Genomic DNA, 16020 nt, shown 5'->3' on the forward strand with positions numbered 1-16020 from the left:
CGCCTCGCGGCTGATCACTGGCACGGGTGACGACACTGAGTCATCAAAGCGGATGGTCTGTTCGCATGACAGGGGCTGGCGCCGCGCAGGGCCCCTCTGCCAGGCGCCTCATAGTGGCGGCATGAGTATTGATCAGGCCGACGAGCTGACCGTCCTACGCGCTCCGCAAGCGACGGTCCTGGCGCGGCAACTCGTGGAGTCAGCGGACAACTACCAGATGAGGAAGGCGACACTGGTCCTCGCCTCCTTCCGCGGCGGCTACTGGCTGCGCCGGTTCGTCGAGGAGCCCGAACTGGACGCCGTGGAGCCGCACGACCGCCCGACCTCGGTGAACTGGGCGGGCGTCCTGGAGCTGCTGCGCAACCCCGAGCGGCTCGACGACGATCGCCGGGAGCCCGGCACCATGGGCCCTCATCTGACCGTGCTGGAGATCGCCGCCTCGCTCGCCGCGGGTCATCCCCTCGACCTGTGCCGGGCGGCGACGCAGCTCTCCGGGTCGGAGTGGAGGGAAGCCCTGCTGAGGATGGAGTCGGCTGCCGACTTCGTGTGACGCCCTTGCTCCGCGTCGCCTTCCGGATGATCCAGGATCCGGCATCCCGCCGGGCGGGCCGTAGGGCGTCGACGGCGGCTTCGCTGTGCCCGGCGCGCTTGAGCACGCCACCGTCGCGGGCCCGCAGGGGGAAGCGCGGCCGTGCCGGGCGAAGCGGATCACGCCGGTGCCGTGCCGTGCTTCCGCACTCCGCCGCGCGCGGCCGTTGTCCCGGCCGCCGTTGCCCTGGGACCCCGGGTGATCAGAAGACCGTGACGGCCGGCGGGATCCATCGGTGGTTGCGGGGCACCGTGCTGGAGACGCCGAAGTCCTTCTTGAGCTGTTCGGGGATGGCGTAGTGCATGACCCGTCCGCGGGTGAGGGTGGAGAGTTCGAACACGGTGGTGAGGTGGCCGAGACGGTCCAGGGCCCAGGCGCCGAGCGGGGAGCGGTCCTCGATGGTCTCGAGGAGGCCCAGGAGATGGGGTAGGGCCTTGACGACGGTGTCCCACGGCGTCGGGGGTACCTCGAGCCAGTCGGCGCAGGTGTCGCCGACGAGGTAGCGGATCAGGGCGGAGACGATCGGGTCGAAGAGGGTGCCCGGTACCACCTCTTCGTAGAGTTCGATGAGCTGCCGGGTCAGGTGGGCGCCTTCGGCGGAGGGCCCCATGTGCCGGACCATGTAGCGGTCGAGGAACTGGCGGGCCTCGTCGAGGGACTTGGGGACCACGTCCTGGTCGACGCCGAGCATGGCGCCGACGACGCGCCAGGCGTAGTAGTAGGCTTCCGCGCCTTCCTGTGACATGTGGATGCCGAGGCGGTGCAGGCTGTCCAGCACGAGCAGCGAGAAGAACATCTGCCCGCCGATCATGTCCTCCTGACAGATCGGCGTGCCGAGTGTCTCGGTGCTCCACCGGTTCTCGCGCCTGAGGTGGTGGCGGATGGACGCGTGCAGCAGTCGGACCTTCTGGGCGGCAGGGAGGAAGCGGCTGCCGGCCTCGAAGGCGTCGGGCCGCATCAGGTAGACGGTGAACTGGCCCGTCTCCGCCATCCGCTTGGACGGGTAGTTCAGCCCGTGGGTGGCGGACAGCAGCTTCGCCACGTGCGGGACGACGTAACAGGCGGGCATGGAGGCGAAGGACAGCGCGGTGGAGATGTGCACGTTGTTGTCGATGAAGAACAGCCGGGCCTTCTCCATCTCGGCCCAGTCCACCCAGGCCGGCGGGACCCGAGTGGCCTCGAGGTAGTCCCGGGCGACGTCGGGCAGTCCGTCCGGCACGGGAGCGCCCGCCGTGGAGACGTAGCGCATCAGGGTGTTGAAGGTGCCCACCTCGCCGCGGTCGAAGAGCGCGGTGACGGTGGCGTCGGCGAGTGGGTCACCGACGTGCCGCAGGGCGTCCATCGATGCTTCGGTGTGGGTCATGACGGGGCTCCTTGTCCGGGGACGCGTCCGCGAGCGGCGAGAGGTTCGGCGGCCGGGGCAGGACGTGATCTGTACGAGGTCGGGGCGATGCCGGGACGAGGAGGTCGGGGCGAGGGTCAGGACAGGCGGGCCGCCGCCGACTGCGCGAGCGAGGTCAGCGCGCCGGCGGCATGCGCAGGCACATCCAGCTCGTGCAGAGCGTCCAGCGCCTCCTCGACCCGTGCGCTGATCATGTCCTCGATGCGGTCGGGTGCCTTCAGCCGGCGCATCACCTCGCGGACGGTGTGCAGAGCATCCGCGTCCAGGCCGCGCCGGCCCAGCAAGCCGCGCAGCCGTTCGCGTTCGTCGTCGCCGGCGAGGCGCCAGGTCTCTGCCAGCAGGGCGGTGGGCCGGTGTCCGCGCACGTCGTCGGCGCCGGCCTTGCCCGTGCGTTGCGGGTCTCCGAACAGGCCGAGCAGGTCATCGCGCAGCTGGAACGCCTCGCCCAGCGGCAGACCGTACGCGGAGTAGCCCTCGCGCAGCCGCTCACCGGCGCCGGCCAAGGTGCCCCCGATCAACAGGGGTTGCTCGACGGTGTACTTGGCGGTCTTGTACCGGATCACCTTCAGCGAGGCCTCGGTGTCGGGGGCGACCCCGGTGCGCAGGATTTCGAGGCACTCGCCCGCGATCAGTTCCCGGGCCATCACCGACCACATCGGGCGGGCCCGGGAGAGGTAGGCGGCGGGCAGACCACTGGTCGCGAACAGCTGACCGGCCAGCACCATCAGCAGGTCTCCCACCAGCATCGCCAGCGACCGCGCTGCGGCATCGGCGCGCGGACGGCGCCGCACAGCACCGCGCAGGGCGATGTGTGCGGTGGGGCGCCCGTGCCGCAGCGGGCTGTCGTCGATCAGATCGTCGTGCGCGACCGCTGCGGCATGCACCAGCTCCATGGACGCCGCCGCCCGCACCAGCGTGTCGCTGTCCGGCTGCCCCACGGCCCGCCAGCCCCAGTAGCAGAACGCCGCCCGCAGCCGTTTGCCGTCGGCGACGCCGGCCTCGAGCTGCTCGGCCACCGGGCCCAGCAGCGGATCGATCGCGGCGAACTGGTCGGCCTCCTGGGCGACGAACCGGTGCAGCACCTCATCGACGCGGGTCTTGAACGCCACCGGATCCCACCGGTCAGACATCGCCGGCCGTTCGTCGGGCGAGGGCCTGCCGGGCGAGGATCTCCAGATGGGCCGGAGGCAGCGCCGCATACCGGTCCAGCAGCAAGCGCCCACGTGCCTTGAGGTCCTGCTCGGCCTGCGCCGCCAGCTCCGCGGCGTCCGAGCGGCGCAGCAGCCCCCGCACCGTTCCCACGGCCGAATCCAGCGCGCTCACCGCCAGATCGGCCAGCCCGGCCACCAGCAGCACCGTCTGGTCGTCCAGGCCCCTGGGCCGTCCCGTTTCTCGCGTCATGCTCTTCCCCACCCGTAGAACATCTGCACGGTGCCGGTCACGCGCCGCCTGCCCGAGCATCGCGCCCGACCGGGTGGGAGAGCGGAAGAACTCACGATCGAGCGATCACCTCGCTCGGCCGTACGGATCATCACGGCCACAGGACGCAGACCTGCTTGCCCGGTGACGGTGTCGCGCAGTGGTGGACGCGGGAGAGGCGGAGGCGTTCATCCGGACGTCCTTCCCGGTGGCGGCGAACTCCCCGGTGCGCAGGCAGCTGCCCTCCACCGGCCGCGGTGACCGATCCGGCCGCTCTCGGCGTCATCTCCGCGGCCAGGGTGGCCAGTTGGGCCAACGTACCCGCGAGGGCAGCGCCGACGCCTGCGGGGTGGCCGGCGTGACCGGTTGAGCCTCGGTGCCCCCGGATGGCCTTCCCGGTGAGCGCTGCCGGGTATGTCGATCTAGCCTCCGAAATGAGCGCTAATTGGATCTTCTGAAGGTGCGCTCCACTCGACCCGAGGAGGACAAATGAGCAGGCTTCGCAAGGCCGCTGTCGCGGCCGCCCTTATCGGTGGCGTCAGCCTCATGGGCACGGCCCCGGCCACCGCCCAAGCCGCCGCGGCGGGCGGGCATGGAGGCGGATGTAAGTCCCATGACATGAACATCGACATCCTCGGTGAGGTGGGCATCCTCAACGGCCTGGGCGGAAACCTGCTGAACGGCGAGGGCAACCCGGGTGCCCAGTTCACGGACATCGGTTCCGACTGCGACGGGGGCTGGTAACCGCGTCACGTAGCTCACCCTATGCAGTAACGGCGCGCGGACCCTGAGTCCCGCGCCCGTCCGGCCATCAGTGGCCGCTTGCGCTTCATCTCAGAGTGGATGCCGAAGGCCCCGCACCGTCACCGGTCCGGGGCCTTCGCCGTGATGTCCCGGCAGCGGCCCGCCCGCATGGCTTACTAGCAGCCGCCGTTGGTGTAACGCGCTCGGATGAACGAGGACACCTTGTTGTCCGCACCGAAGTCCGAGAGTCGCGACAGCTGGTGATAGGGGGACACCTGGAGCACCAGTTCCTTGTAGACGGGGTACCGGTACAGACAGAGGGGGTAGCCCATGTTGTTCTTCACGGAAGAGATCTTGTCGTCGAGGTAGGTCCACCTGCTGAAGTCGCCGGCTCCGTCCGGGTCCCCCCAGTACAGTCCTATCGCGGCGCCGGAGTAGTCCGGGTTCTCGTAGAAGCAGAACTTGTAGACGGCGGGGTCACAGTTGGACCCGGGGTTCCACTGCTCGGCGGAGGCAGGACCCGCCGTTCCGAGTCCGATGGCCAGGGCCGATGCCCCAGCCATCGCCAGTGCCGCCAGACGCTTCCTGTTGATGCCCACGTACATTCCTTCTGTCGTTCGCGAGAGCCGAGTGCTCCTTGGCAACACGGTTCGGGGGCGGCTGAAGGTTCACTCGGCCTGTGCAGGTGCTTCGGCACTTCGGCTGCAAGCGCCGTCTGTGGGCCGGGGGCGGTGAGCGCTGTTCAGAGGTTGTTGTCGCCCGTTGTGGGGCGGCGGGTCGCGGGGCTCAGCGGACCGATAATCGGTTGCCTGTGGGCGAGGGTGGTGGATGCAATGTCCGCCATGATCACCCAGGTGCGCCCGACACGGCGAGGCGCGATGAACGCGTCCTCCCTGACCCTGCCACTCCGCGATCCGGGTGAACCACTACCGAATCCTCACATCGGAGACGCCCACCCGTGAGTACGCCACCTTCGCGACCCGCCGTGGAGCGGACTGACGGGTCAGCCGTCCAGATCGGCGCTCTCGTTCCGCTGACTCGGCCTGGCTGGGTCGAGGCGGGCCGGCACTTGCTCGCCGGACTCGAGCTGGCCGTTCGCGAGGTCAATGACGCGGGCGGGATCGTCGGAAGACCACTCGAGCTGGTGGTCCGGGACACCGCGGCTGATCCGCGCAGGGCCGCGGCGGCCGTGGACGAACTGGCTCGTCTGGGCGTGGCCGCCTTGGCGGGGGAGTATCACAGCGTCGTCGCTCGCGCCGCCGCCGCCCGGGCCGACGCCCTCGGCCTGCCGTTCCTCTGCTCGTCAGCGGTTCTCGACGAACTCACCGAACGGCCGACACAATGGGTCGCGCGCCTTGCCCCGGCGCAGTCCCACGGCTGGCAGATCTACGCGGACTTCCTCCTCGGCGCGGGCCACAGGCGAATCGCCGTGGCAGCCCAGCCGAGTGTCTACTGGGCCTCGGGGACCCGCATTCTGCGGGACCATCTCGCTCCACGCGGCGGCACCGTCGTAGAACTCGACATGCGCGCGCTCACCCCCGCGGCCCTGTGCGACGCACTCGTCGACCACCGCGCGACAGCCCTTCTTCTTCTGGTCGGCCACCCGGAACCGGCAGTGTCGATCGTCAAGTCCGTCCGCCGCGACCAGCGCCTCGCCGAGATCATGATCGGTGCTCCGGCCGGGCAACCGGAGTTCGCCGAATGGGCGACGTCGCTGGGCGGCGACGGCGCCGCGATCCCGTTCCTGCGCTACCTGCCCGAGCGCCTCAGCCCTCTGGGTGCACGAGTCGCGACGGCCCTCCGCGACCGGCTGGCCGAAGCGCCCTCCTTCGTCGCCTTCGAGGGCTACGACACGGTCGCCGTCCTCGCCGATGTGCTGCGTTCTCACGGCGTGGACCGGGCGCGCACCGCCGCGTCCTGGCCGCGCGTCGCGGTCGAAGGCACCCGCGGGCGGATCCGGTTCTCCCGCACGCCGGGAAGCAGCGTCTGGCAATGGGCTTGGGCGCCGGTCCAAGTCGTCGATCGAGACCCGGCGGAACCCGACCGCTTCCGGATCCTCCACGCCGGCTGAGAGAGCACGGCGGTGCGGGCCCGTACCGAGCAGCCGGCCGCGCACTCGATGCCGGGGCTTCGCCGGGCCGGCAGCGCCCTCAGGCTCGGTGGTCCGCTCAGGCCGGGTTTCTGGTGCGCGTCGGACCGGCTCGACCGCCGGGGTTCTGGTCCGCCTCGGACCGGCTCGACCGCGCATCGCCGCACGCCGCGAGCGCGGCATACGGGCCACCCCCCTTCGGCGCAGGTCCAGACACCACCTGGCTGTCGCCGGCCGCGGGCTACCGCACCCGAAAAGCCCCGCTTCCCTCGTTCCCTCGAACCCTCTAGTCTAGGTAGACCTACCTACCTAGTTTTAGATGTGATGAGCGAGGCTGATGTGAGCACGGTGGGAAGCGGGCGGCGGCGTCCGGCGCGGGAACGGCTTCTGGAGGCGGCGGCCCACCGCTTCTACGCCGACGGCGTGGCGGCGACCGGCATCGACACGATCACCGCCGAGGCCGGCGTGGCGAAGATGAGCCTGTACAACAACTTCTCCTCCAAGGCCGACCTGGTCCGGGCCTATCTCGACGCCCGGCACGAGGAGTGGCTCGGCCTGTACCGAGCCCGGCTCGAGCACGCCGACGGGCCGCGCGAGGGGGTGCTGGCGGTGTTCGACGCCTACGCCGACCACGCTGCGTTCGCGTACGAGCACGGTTTCCGCGGGTGCGGCCTGCTCAACGCCGCCGCCGAGCTGCCGGCCGGCGACGAGGGCCGCGCCGTGGTGCGCGCCCACAAGGAGGAGGTCGAGCGGTTGATCGCCGGCCACCTGGAGGAGCTGCTGCCCGGCCGCCCCGACGAGGCAAGCGCGACGGCCGAGCACCTCGCCTTCCTCCTGGAGGGCGCGATGGCCCGCGCGGGGCTGGAGGGGGACGGCGACCGTCTTCTGCACGCCCGCTCGCTGGCCACGACCCTGCTGGACCGGTTGTGAGGGGCGCGGACCGGGGCCGGTCCGCGGGCATCGGAGCCCTGTGCGTGCTCGCCGCCTCCCTGCTGTGGGGCACGACGGGCACGGCCGCCACCTTCGCCCCGGACGTGGGCCCCCTCGCCATCGGCGCCGTCGCCATGGGCCTGGGCGGACTCCTCCAGGCTCTCGCCGCCACACGGCAGATCGGGCGCCACGCGCCCCGGCTGCGCGAACAGCGCGGCACGGTACTGCTGGGCGCCGTCTCCGTGGCGGTCTACCCCCTGGCCTTCTACACCTCCATGCACCTGGCCGGAGTCGCCGTCGGCACCGTGGTGTCGATCGGCACCGCCCCGCTCGCCTCGGCCCTGGTCGAACGTGTCGTGGACGGCCGCCGGCTCACCCGCCGCTGGACGCTCTCGGCCTCCCTCGGCCTGCTCGGCACCGCGTTGCTGTGCGTCGCCGAGGCGGCGCACGCCGCCGACGGTGCGACGCAGGCGTCCGTGGCGACCACGCTGCTCGGCATCGGCCTCGGACTCGTCGCCGCCGCGACCTACGCCCTGTACTCCTGGGCCGCCCACCGGCTCATCACCCGGCAGATCCCCTCCCGCGCGGCGATGGGCGCCGTCTTCGGACTCGGCGGTCTTCTTCTCCTGCCCGTCCTCGTGGTCACCGGTGCCCCGCTCCTCACCTCCTGGACCAACACGGCCGTCGGCGGGTACATGGCGCTGGTGCCCATGTTCACCGGCTACGTCCTGTTCGGCTGGGGACTCGCCCACGTACCCGCCAGTACCGCCACCACGCTGTCCCTGCTCGAACCAGCCGTCGCGGCCGTCCTCGCCGTCCTGGTCGTCGGCGAACGCCTCCCCGCCACCGGCTGGGCGGGCATCGCCCTCGTCATCGCCTGCCTCGCCCTCCTCACCGCCCCCACACGCACACCCCGCCGCCCACGGGAACTGCCGCGCAGCGCCGTGGGCCACGACACCGAGGCCGACATGGCTGTCCACGCTGATTGAGCGCCCGGGTCCGTTCCCGGCCCGCGGCCCTGGCGGCGCCGAGCCACCTTCTCGTGCCACGCCTGCTTGCCACTGCCGACGACGCGCCTGCCTTCGTCACTTCACCTCTCGACAAGGTGCGCCCAGCGGTGAACGCCGACTCCGTCGTCTGCCGGGCGCAGCCGACCTGAGCCTCATTCGGAGGGTCCCTCCGGGGCGGGTCCGCGCTTCACCCCGTCGAGCTTTGCGCCCTTGAGGTCGGCGTGGGTGAGGTTCGCGCCTCGCAGGTCGGCGTTGGTGAGGTCCGCATCTCGCAGGTCGGCGTGGGTGAGGTTCGCGCCCCGTAGATCGGCGTGGGTGAGGTCCGCTTCGGCGAGGTCTGCCCCGGTCAGGTCGGCCTCGAAGACGGACGCCCGGGCCAGGTCGGCTTCGGCCAGGAGCGCGCCGGTGAGCTTGGTGTAGATAAGGAAAGCGCCCTTGAGGTCGGCGGCGAACAAATCCGCCTTGCTGAGGTCGGCATTCTGAAGGTCTGCCCCTGTGAGATCGACTCCTCGGAGATTTGCTTTTGTGAGGTTCGCGGTGTTGAGGTGAGCGCGGGCGAGGTGCGTCTTGACGAAGCTCTCGTTTCCGGGGAACAGAAAGGGTTTGGCGAACTGCACTTCACGGAGATCGGCGCCGAAGAGGTTCGCATCGGAGAGGTTCGCGCCGATGGTCACCGCGCGGGGGAGTGTCGCACCTTCCAGGTTCGTCCAGGTGAGATCCGCGCCATCGAGTTTCGCTTCAGGGAGTTCCGCATGCGTCAGCTTCGCCTTTGAGAGGTTCGTCCTGACCAGGTTCGCTTTGGCGAGTCGCGCCTTGGTGAGGTGTGCGCCACTGAGGATGGAATCCTGTAGTTTCGCGTGGTCCAGGTTTGCCCCGCGGAGATCTGCGGACGCGAGATTCACTCCTGTCAGTACTGCTCCGCTCAAGGGCGCACGGCCGAGACTCGATCCGCTCAGGTCCGTTCGCCTCAAGTCGAGGACATCTTGGGCATGGCGGTTCGTGGTCAACACGCTCATCGCGGCCTGGATGTCCGTAGGCGGCGTATCCGGTGCCGAAGTGGGCGCCCCTTTCCGGGTGCCGTTCGCCGGAAGACGGGCGTGCTCGCGCACATACGCACCGAGTACCAAGAAGCCAGTCGTATGGTCCCGGGGTGAGTCCTGCATGATGCGCTGGAGGGCGTAGATTCCACCGAGGCGGATGTCCAGGGATTTCGACCCCAGATGGCCGATGGCCGCACTGAAGCGATCGGTGATCTGTCCTTGCTCGATGAGCCGGACTTCTTCCTTGGCCGTCCGGACTTCTTCCCCGGCTTGCCCCACGGTCGTCCACGTGAACAGCAATGCGATGACCGCAGCCAACCCGGGCAATGCGGCCACGAGCAGTTCCAGTCCCCGCAGCTCGCCACCGCGGCCTGCGTCCCGCGACGGACCGAATCGGCGATTCCGCCGCCGACGGGCGCCACGTCGGTGTGAGATTCGGCGAAGGCGGGAGGGGCCGAGGCTGCCAGTCACCCTCCCATGTCACCCCACGGCTGCGGCACCAGCCCGGGCGCCACACTGTCGAAGCACCCGGATGGTTCTCCGAAGAACCGGCCATGTCGCCAGAGCGCCGCAGCGGCTCCACTCCTCACCTGTATCGGTGTGCTCAGACGCCTGGTGCTGTCGGCGCTCGTCATCGGCCGGCGCTGAGCGGCGCCGGAGGGACCCCTGGACCGAGTGGACCGAGGCGCGACACATCGGCACGTGCCCCACCGCAGACCGCTCCCGCATCGCACGGCCGTCGAGCGGCCGACGCCACGGCTCGGACTCGGCGGCCTCGAACCGGTCCAAGGCCGACCAGGACCCCCGTGGTCGCCGACGTCCGCTCCCGGATGGGCGCCGCCCTCCTCGGCCACCTCGCCGCCGGCCGGCCGGACCGCAAGCCGACGGGGGCCGCCCTCACGAAGAGCGGCCCCCGCGCGAGCGGCCCCCTACTCGACGTTGATCTTGAAGGTGCTGGTCCTGTTGCGGATGTCCTCGGCGTTGCCGCTCATCCGCAGATTGCGGAAGGTGGCTTCGCCGACAGCCGGTCCCTGACCGGGTTCCGGCAACTCGTTGGCCCAGATGCCGAATCCGGACTTGGCGTCGAACGCGTCTCCGCTCTTCTTGGAGCCGGTGATGGAGATGTCGGTGAAGATCGTGTCCTTGACCGGGAACTGCGGCCGGCCGCCGACGTAGTTGGTCTGGAACATCACGCCTCCGTAGGTGGAGTCGTCGATGTCGACGTCGTTGACCCGGATGCCCTGGAAGACCTTGGACGCCGAGAACGCCCAGATGGCCGGGAAGACCTGCGAGCCCCAGAAGTGGCCGCCGGTCCGTTCCAGGGAGACGTTCTCGATCGTCGTGGGCTCCGTCCCGAAGCCGTTCATCGGGTAGCCGAAGTCCAGCGAGGAGATCGTGATGCCGGAGTAGACCAGGGTGTCGGCGACACGGATGTTGCGGAAGGTGTTGTCGTAGCCGCCGTAGACGGCGATACCGGCCGCGCGCCACGTGAGCGTCGACGTCAGGTTCTCGTAGAGGTTGTTCTTCTCGTCGGCGCCGCCTGCGTCGATCGCCGAGAAGAGCGCGAAGCTGTCGTCGCCCGTGGCGCGGGCGTCGTTGTTGACGACGTGGTTGTCCGTCGAGCCGTTGGTCATGTTGATGCCGTCGGCGAACATGTCCCGGATGCGGGAGTTCTTGATGGTCATGTTGTCGGTGTTGGCACCCCAGTAGAGGCACACCATGTGCTCGACCCAGATGTCGTCGATGGTGATGTCGGATACGTTGGAGAAGTCGAACACCTTGCCCGGGCCGTCGATGCGGGACGTGTAGTTGCCGAAGTAGGAGAAGCCGGCGAACGTCGAGCCCTTGGCGCTGGCGTCGGCCCGGAAGCCCACGTCGGTGTTCTCCTGCGAGGAGGGTGCGTGGAAGCGGGTGAACCACGGCCCGGCTCCGACGACCTTCACCGCCTTGCCGTAGACCTGGAACTTGCTGGAGGTCTCGTAGTCACCGGCGGGCAGGTAGACGCCGACGAGCTTGCCCGTGGTGTCCATGCGGACCTTGTCGAGCGCGTTCTGCACGTCCTGGTGCGAGAAGCCGGCCGGGACCGCGTAGGCGGCCGGGTCCGGGTTCGGGCCGGCCGTCGCCTGCTCGGTGTTGACGAAGTCGATGGCGTAGCCGGAGGTGTTGGCCGCGTCCTTCTGCAGCCGGATCTTCGAGCCGGCCGGAACGGTCCTGCCGAGCAGCAGGTTCGCCTCGTCGTAGATGTGCCGCGGCGCACCGGAGCCGGGCGAGTTGCCGGGCGAGGTCTCGTTGCCGTAGAGCCAGGCGTACTTCGAGGTGAGGTCGATCGTCTTGAGGAACTGCCCGTCCACGTAGACGTTCAGCGTGGTGTCGGTGCCGTCCGGGACGGAGAAGCGGGTGACGAGGGTGTTGGTCGCCGCGCGGGTGGTCCACTCGACGTACTGGCCGGTTCCGGTCAGGGTCACGGCCTTGCGGCCGCTGGCCTCGCCGGCGACGTCGCCGATGGTCCGGTTCGGACCGACGACCTTGGCGCCGCCCCCGACCGTGCCGTCCTCGGCCTCGTACATGTCGTACGGCATGTCCGCGCCGCGTCCGACGAACAGGGGCTGCGTGGTGGTGTTGTTGGCCCGCTTGACCGGCAGTTCGTTGGCGTCGTCGGCGATGACCGTCTTCACGGTGTACTTGCCGTTGGCGGCCGTCCACGAGCCGAGGCCGACGGGTGCGGTCGTCTGGCCCGCCGCGATGGCGCCGCTGTAGGAGCCGGTGAGCGTCTTGACGGTGGCGCCCTTGGAGTCCTGGATCGTCAGCCTGACGCCGTGGGCACCGGAGGCCGAGGCCGTCGTCCCCTGGTTCTTGATCGCGACGGTGAACTTGACCTCGTCACCGGCCGATGCGCTGGAGGGCGTCCAGGAGACGGGGGCGGCGAGCAGGTCGGAGCTGGAGACGGGCTTGACGACGAGGGCGTCGGAGCGGGTGAAGGCGTTGTTCGCCTCGTTCTGCTCGATGACCTTGTTCGACGGGTCCACCTCGGCGCCGAGCGGGTAACTGCCCGCGTCCCGGGTCCCGATGCTCGCGGTGACCGTCGTCGACTCGCCGGCCGCGAGGGCCGGGACGGCGGCGGTCGCGGCCTTCGTGCCGCCGAGTGTGAAGTTCAGGTCGGTGGCCTTGGCCGCCTTGCTGCCGCTGTTGGTGACGGTCGCCGTCAGGCCGATGGTGTCCGACTCGACCGGGGCGGCGGGCGTGTTGGTGATGCCGGTGACCTCGAGGTCCGGGTTGGCGGCCGGGGTGCCGATCACCTGGAACTCGGCGACCTGCGCGCCCGGGGCGCCGGAGTTGGCGGTGAACCTGAGCTGGATGTCTGCCGCGGAGCCGGAGACCGGGATGGTCACGGTGTTGCCGCTTGCCGGGTTGAAGGTGTAGTCCTTCGCCGCGGCGAGGTTCGTGAAGGCCGTCGCGTCCTGGTCACGGCCGAGTACCTGGATGTTCTGCGTCCGCGTGGCCCAGGCGGCGTCCGGGTTGAGCTTGACGACGACCTGGCTGAGGTCGGCGTGGGCACCCAGCTCGGTGGTGAGGGTGGCCGGGTAGGCGCCGCCCGCGCTCTCCCAGTAGGTGCCGGTCCGGCCGTCGTTGGCGTTGGCGGCGACGTAGGTGAAGGTGTACGAGGAGGCCTCGACGGGCTTCCCCTCGGCGAGGTTGGAGCCGGAACCGGTGGAGCCGGTCCGGGTGACGCTGTTGCTCGCCACCGACACGTTCCCGGCGGCGTCCTTCGCCTTCACGTAGTAGGTGACGGTGGCCGTCGACGGCGGGGTGTCGGTGTACGTCGTGACGTCGCCCGCCACGGACTTGACGAGCTGGTTGTCGGCGTAGACGTCGTAGCCGGTGACTTTGACGTTGTCGCTCGACGCCTGCCAGGTGAGCTTCACGTCGCTGCCGGACTGCGTGTAGGCGAGGTTGCCGGGCGCCGTGGGGGCCTGGGTGTCACCGCCCGATCCCTTGCGGGTGACGCTGTTGCTGTTGGCGGAGACGTTGCCCGCGGCGTCCTTGGCCCGCACGAAGTACGTGATGTCGCTGCCGGCCGGCTGGGTGTCGGTGTAGGTCAGGACGTTCCCGGCGACGCTCGCCCGCAGCTGCCCGTTGGCGTAGATGTCGTAGCCGGTCACGGCCGTGTCGTCGGCGGCCGCGCTCCATGCCAGCTTGATCTGTCCGGTGGCCGGCTCGGTGTAGCTCAGGTTGGACGGCGCGCTGGGCGCCTGGGTGTCACCGGTCGCCGGTCCGTACACCTCCAGTTCGGACAGCTGGCCGGCGGGCCAGCCGGTGTTGGCGGTGAAGAGCACGCGCACGTACCGCGTCGTGGTCGTGTCGAAGCCGATGGTCGCCGACTGGTCGTCGGAGCTGTCGAAGGTGTACGCCTTCGAGGCCGTCAGGTCGGTGAAGTTCTGGTTGTCGGTCGAGCCCTGCAGCTTGAGCGTCTGGCTGCGGGCCGGCCATCCGCTCGGCAGCCGCAGCGTCACCTGGTTGACCTTGACCGAGGCGCCGAGATCGACCTGAACCCATTGCGGGAAGGCGTTGTTCCTGCTCTCCCAGTAGGTCGCGCGGTTGCCGTCACCGGCGTTGGCCGCGCCGTACACGTCGGCATGCCCGCTCTCGCTGAACGGCTTGCCGAGCGCGAGGTTGGGCGTCGAGGCGTCGGTCGTGAGCACCTGCATCTCGGCCAGCTGTGCGGTGCCGGTGACCGAGTTGCCGCTGAAGTCGGCCCTCACGTAGCGCGCGCGGGTCGCGGGGAAGGAGATCTTCACCGTGTTGCCGTTGCCGGGGCTGAAGACGTACGGCGCCGACGACTTGAGCGTGGCGAAGCTCTGGCCGTCGGCGCTGCCCTGCAGGGCGAGCGTCTGCTTGCGGGTCTGCCAGTGCGCGGGCAGACGCAGCACGACCTGGCGGACGCGCTCGGACTTTCCGAGGTCGGTCTGCACCCACTGCGCCGACTTGTCCGAAGCCTGCCAGTAGGTGCCGAGGTCGCCGTCGCTCACGTGGGCGGCAGCGTGCGTGCCGAGGGTGCTGCCCGCCCTTGCCGTGGCGCCGGCGGCGGCGTCGGGGCCGCCGGCCGCGTGCGCGTCAAGGGCCGGCAGCCCGAGCACCAGGACGGTGGAGGCCAGCGCGGCGGTGGCCGTGCGCCGTCTCCAGCGGATCGGTTTGTATCGAGTCATGCGGGTCACTCCCTGCGGAGGCTCACGCACCCCAAGGGGCCACGTGAGGGCGGCTCGGTTCGGGAAGAGCGGTGGCGCGTCACGAGAGGAGGCTGGGACCGTCCTACGGCGCACGGCTGCACCGGCTTCCTCCGTTACTGACAGAAGCCGGCCGTCCATGCGCCACTGGTGTCGCGCACAAAGTGCAGCTTGCACGTGACTTCTTGCATTGATTCATCGCAATATTGCAGAGCGATCGTGAGTTCGTCCACGGTTGTGACAGCACGAGTTTCACCGGCCACAGGCGCTCCCCGTTCGCCGAGAAGCCTCAGCCGGGTTCCGGCCCGGCGAAGGGGCTGGTCGGCACGGTACGGAGAGGGCGGCGCGCACGGGACGCCGACGCTCGCCCCCTCCTGATATCCCGCGGGTGCGCTGCCCGGCCCGCTCCTCCGGAGGGCGGTCGGCGGCCGCTCCGGGGCGTCACGGAAGCGCGCGTCTCCCGGCACTGCCGTCTCCGGCACCACACAATGTCGCCACTGTGCAAGTGCTGTAAGTTTTTTGCGTTAACCTTGCGTCATGACGCGACGACTTGCACAGGTAGCCGCCAAGGTCGGTGTCAGCGAGGCCACGGTCAGCCGGGTGCTCAACGGCAAGCCAGGGGTCTCGGACGCCACCCGGCAGGCGGTGCTGACGGCCCTCGACGTCCTCGGCTACGAGCGCCCCACCCAGCTGCGCGGCGAACGCGCCCGGCTCGTCGGCCTGGTCCTGCCCGAGCTGCAGAACCCCATCTTCCCGGCGTTCGCCGAGGTGATCGGCGGCGCTCTGGCCCAGCAGGGGCTGACCCCGGTGCTGTGCACGCAGACCAAGGGCGGCGTCTCGGAGGCGGACTACGTCGACCTGCTGCTGCAGCAGCAGGTCTCCGGCGTCGTCTTCGCCGGCGGCGGTCTGTACGCCCAGGCGAGTGCCCCGCACGACCACTACGAGGTACTGGCAGACCGCAAGATCCCGGTCGTTCTCATCAACGCCGCCATCGGCGACCTGGGTTTCCCCGCCGTCTCGTGCGACGACAGCGTCGCCATGGAACAGGCCTGGCGTCACCTGGCATCGCTCGGCCATCGACGCATCGGGCTCGCCCTCGGCCCCACCGACCACATCCCCTCGCAGCGCAAGCTCGCCACGGCCCGCGCCCTGGCACAGGCAGCCGGCGGCGAACTTCCCGACGAACACGTGGTGCGAGCGATGTTCTCCCTGGAAGGCGGCCAGGCGGCGACCGCCCGCCTGCTCGACCGGGGCGTCACCGGCGTCATCTGCGCGAGCGACCCGATAGCGCTCGGCGCCGTACGGGCAGCACGCCGCCGCGGCCTCCAGGTGCCCGCCGACATCTCGATCGTCGGATACGACGACTCGGCGTTCATGAACTGCACGGAACCCGCCCTGACCACCGTGCGCCAACCCATCGAGGCCATGGGCCGAGCCGCCGTCGAACTGCTCACCGCCCAGATCGCCGGCGGCGCCGTGACACCGGAGGAACTCCTCTTCGAACCGGAACTCGTGGTGCGCAGCTCCACCGGACAGGCCCGTCGCCTCCACTGAAGACGCCGACACCCGCTCGGA

The 16020-nt window shown here is 70.0% G+C and carries 12 protein-coding genes; 6 read left to right on the forward strand and 6 right to left on the reverse strand.

Going from position 1 to position 16020, the window contains the following annotated elements; translation table 11 throughout:
* Window positions 1–121: 121 nt before the first annotated feature.
* On the forward strand, window positions 122–550 hold the full coding sequence (locus ACZ5CW_RS15590; RefSeq protein WP_468601401.1) for a hypothetical protein: 429 nt from the start codon (window positions 122–124) through the stop codon (window positions 548–550).
* A 241-nt stretch (window positions 551–791) separates the two neighbouring features.
* Here the strand turns inward: ACZ5CW_RS15590 and ACZ5CW_RS15595 are convergent, their stop codons facing one another.
* From ACZ5CW_RS15595 to ACZ5CW_RS15605, 3 genes are all read right to left on the reverse strand, one after another.
* On the reverse strand, window positions 792–1952 hold the full coding sequence (locus ACZ5CW_RS15595) for an oxygenase MpaB family protein (protein WP_468601403.1): 1161 nt from the start codon (window positions 1950–1952) through the stop codon (window positions 792–794).
* Between the two features lie 116 nt (window positions 1953–2068).
* Complete coding sequence (locus tag ACZ5CW_RS15600) at window positions 2069–3121, reverse strand: polyprenyl synthetase family protein (RefSeq protein WP_468601405.1); 1053 nt, start codon at window positions 3119–3121, stop codon at window positions 2069–2071.
* Window positions 3114–3392 carry a polyprenyl synthetase gene (locus tag ACZ5CW_RS15605; protein WP_468601407.1) on the reverse strand — a complete coding sequence of 93 codons (279 nt, stop codon included), beginning with the start codon at window positions 3390–3392 and terminating at the stop codon, window positions 3114–3116. The genes ACZ5CW_RS15600 and ACZ5CW_RS15605 overlap by 8 nt, the downstream gene beginning before the upstream one ends.
* Before the next feature lie 636 nt (window positions 3393–4028).
* Here ACZ5CW_RS15605 and ACZ5CW_RS15610 point away from each other — a divergent pair.
* Window positions 4029–4154 carry a hypothetical protein gene (locus ACZ5CW_RS15610; RefSeq protein WP_468601409.1) on the forward strand — a complete coding sequence of 42 codons (126 nt, stop codon included), beginning with the start codon at window positions 4029–4031 and terminating at the stop codon, window positions 4152–4154.
* Between the two features lie 176 nt (window positions 4155–4330).
* Here ACZ5CW_RS15610 and ACZ5CW_RS15615 read toward each other — a convergent pair whose 3' ends face one another.
* Complete coding sequence (locus ACZ5CW_RS15615; protein ID WP_468601411.1) at window positions 4331–4753, reverse strand: peptidase inhibitor family I36 protein; 423 nt, start codon at window positions 4751–4753, stop codon at window positions 4331–4333.
* Between the two features lie 359 nt (window positions 4754–5112).
* On the opposite strand from ACZ5CW_RS15615, the gene ACZ5CW_RS15620 reads away from it, so the two are divergent.
* The 3 genes from ACZ5CW_RS15620 to ACZ5CW_RS15630 all read left to right on the forward strand — a co-directional run bounded on the left by ACZ5CW_RS15620 (window position 5113) and on the right by ACZ5CW_RS15630 (window position 8162).
* Window positions 5113–6225 carry an ABC transporter substrate-binding protein gene (locus ACZ5CW_RS15620; protein ID WP_468601412.1) on the forward strand — a complete coding sequence of 371 codons (1113 nt, stop codon included), beginning with the start codon at window positions 5113–5115 and terminating at the stop codon, window positions 6223–6225.
* A gap of 342 nt (window positions 6226–6567) precedes the next feature.
* Window positions 6568–7173 (forward strand): TetR/AcrR family transcriptional regulator, encoded by a 606-nt coding sequence (locus ACZ5CW_RS15625; RefSeq protein WP_468601414.1) that lies wholly within the window; start codon window positions 6568–6570, stop codon window positions 7171–7173.
* 44 nt (window positions 7174–7217) lie between these two features.
* Window positions 7218–8162, forward strand: coding sequence for a DMT family transporter (locus ACZ5CW_RS15630; protein WP_468601416.1), 945 nt, complete (start codon window positions 7218–7220; stop codon window positions 8160–8162).
* A gap of 173 nt (window positions 8163–8335) precedes the next feature.
* Here ACZ5CW_RS15630 and ACZ5CW_RS15635 read toward each other — a convergent pair whose 3' ends face one another.
* Both ACZ5CW_RS15635 and ACZ5CW_RS15640 read right to left on the reverse strand, forming a co-directional pair.
* Complete coding sequence (locus ACZ5CW_RS15635) at window positions 8336–9559, reverse strand: pentapeptide repeat-containing protein (protein WP_468601418.1); 1224 nt, start codon at window positions 9557–9559, stop codon at window positions 8336–8338.
* A 593-nt stretch (window positions 9560–10152) separates the two neighbouring features.
* Window positions 10153–14427, reverse strand: coding sequence for a discoidin domain-containing protein (locus ACZ5CW_RS15640; protein WP_468601420.1), 4275 nt, complete (start codon window positions 14425–14427; stop codon window positions 10153–10155).
* A 555-nt stretch (window positions 14428–14982) separates the two neighbouring features.
* Here ACZ5CW_RS15640 and ACZ5CW_RS15645 point away from each other — a divergent pair.
* Window positions 14983–15999, forward strand: coding sequence for a LacI family DNA-binding transcriptional regulator (locus ACZ5CW_RS15645; RefSeq protein ID WP_468601422.1), 1017 nt, complete (start codon window positions 14983–14985; stop codon window positions 15997–15999).
* The last annotated feature ends 21 nt before the right edge of the window (window positions 16000–16020 follow it).

It is taken from the genome of Streptomyces sp. NPDC031379 (assembly GCF_055569615.1).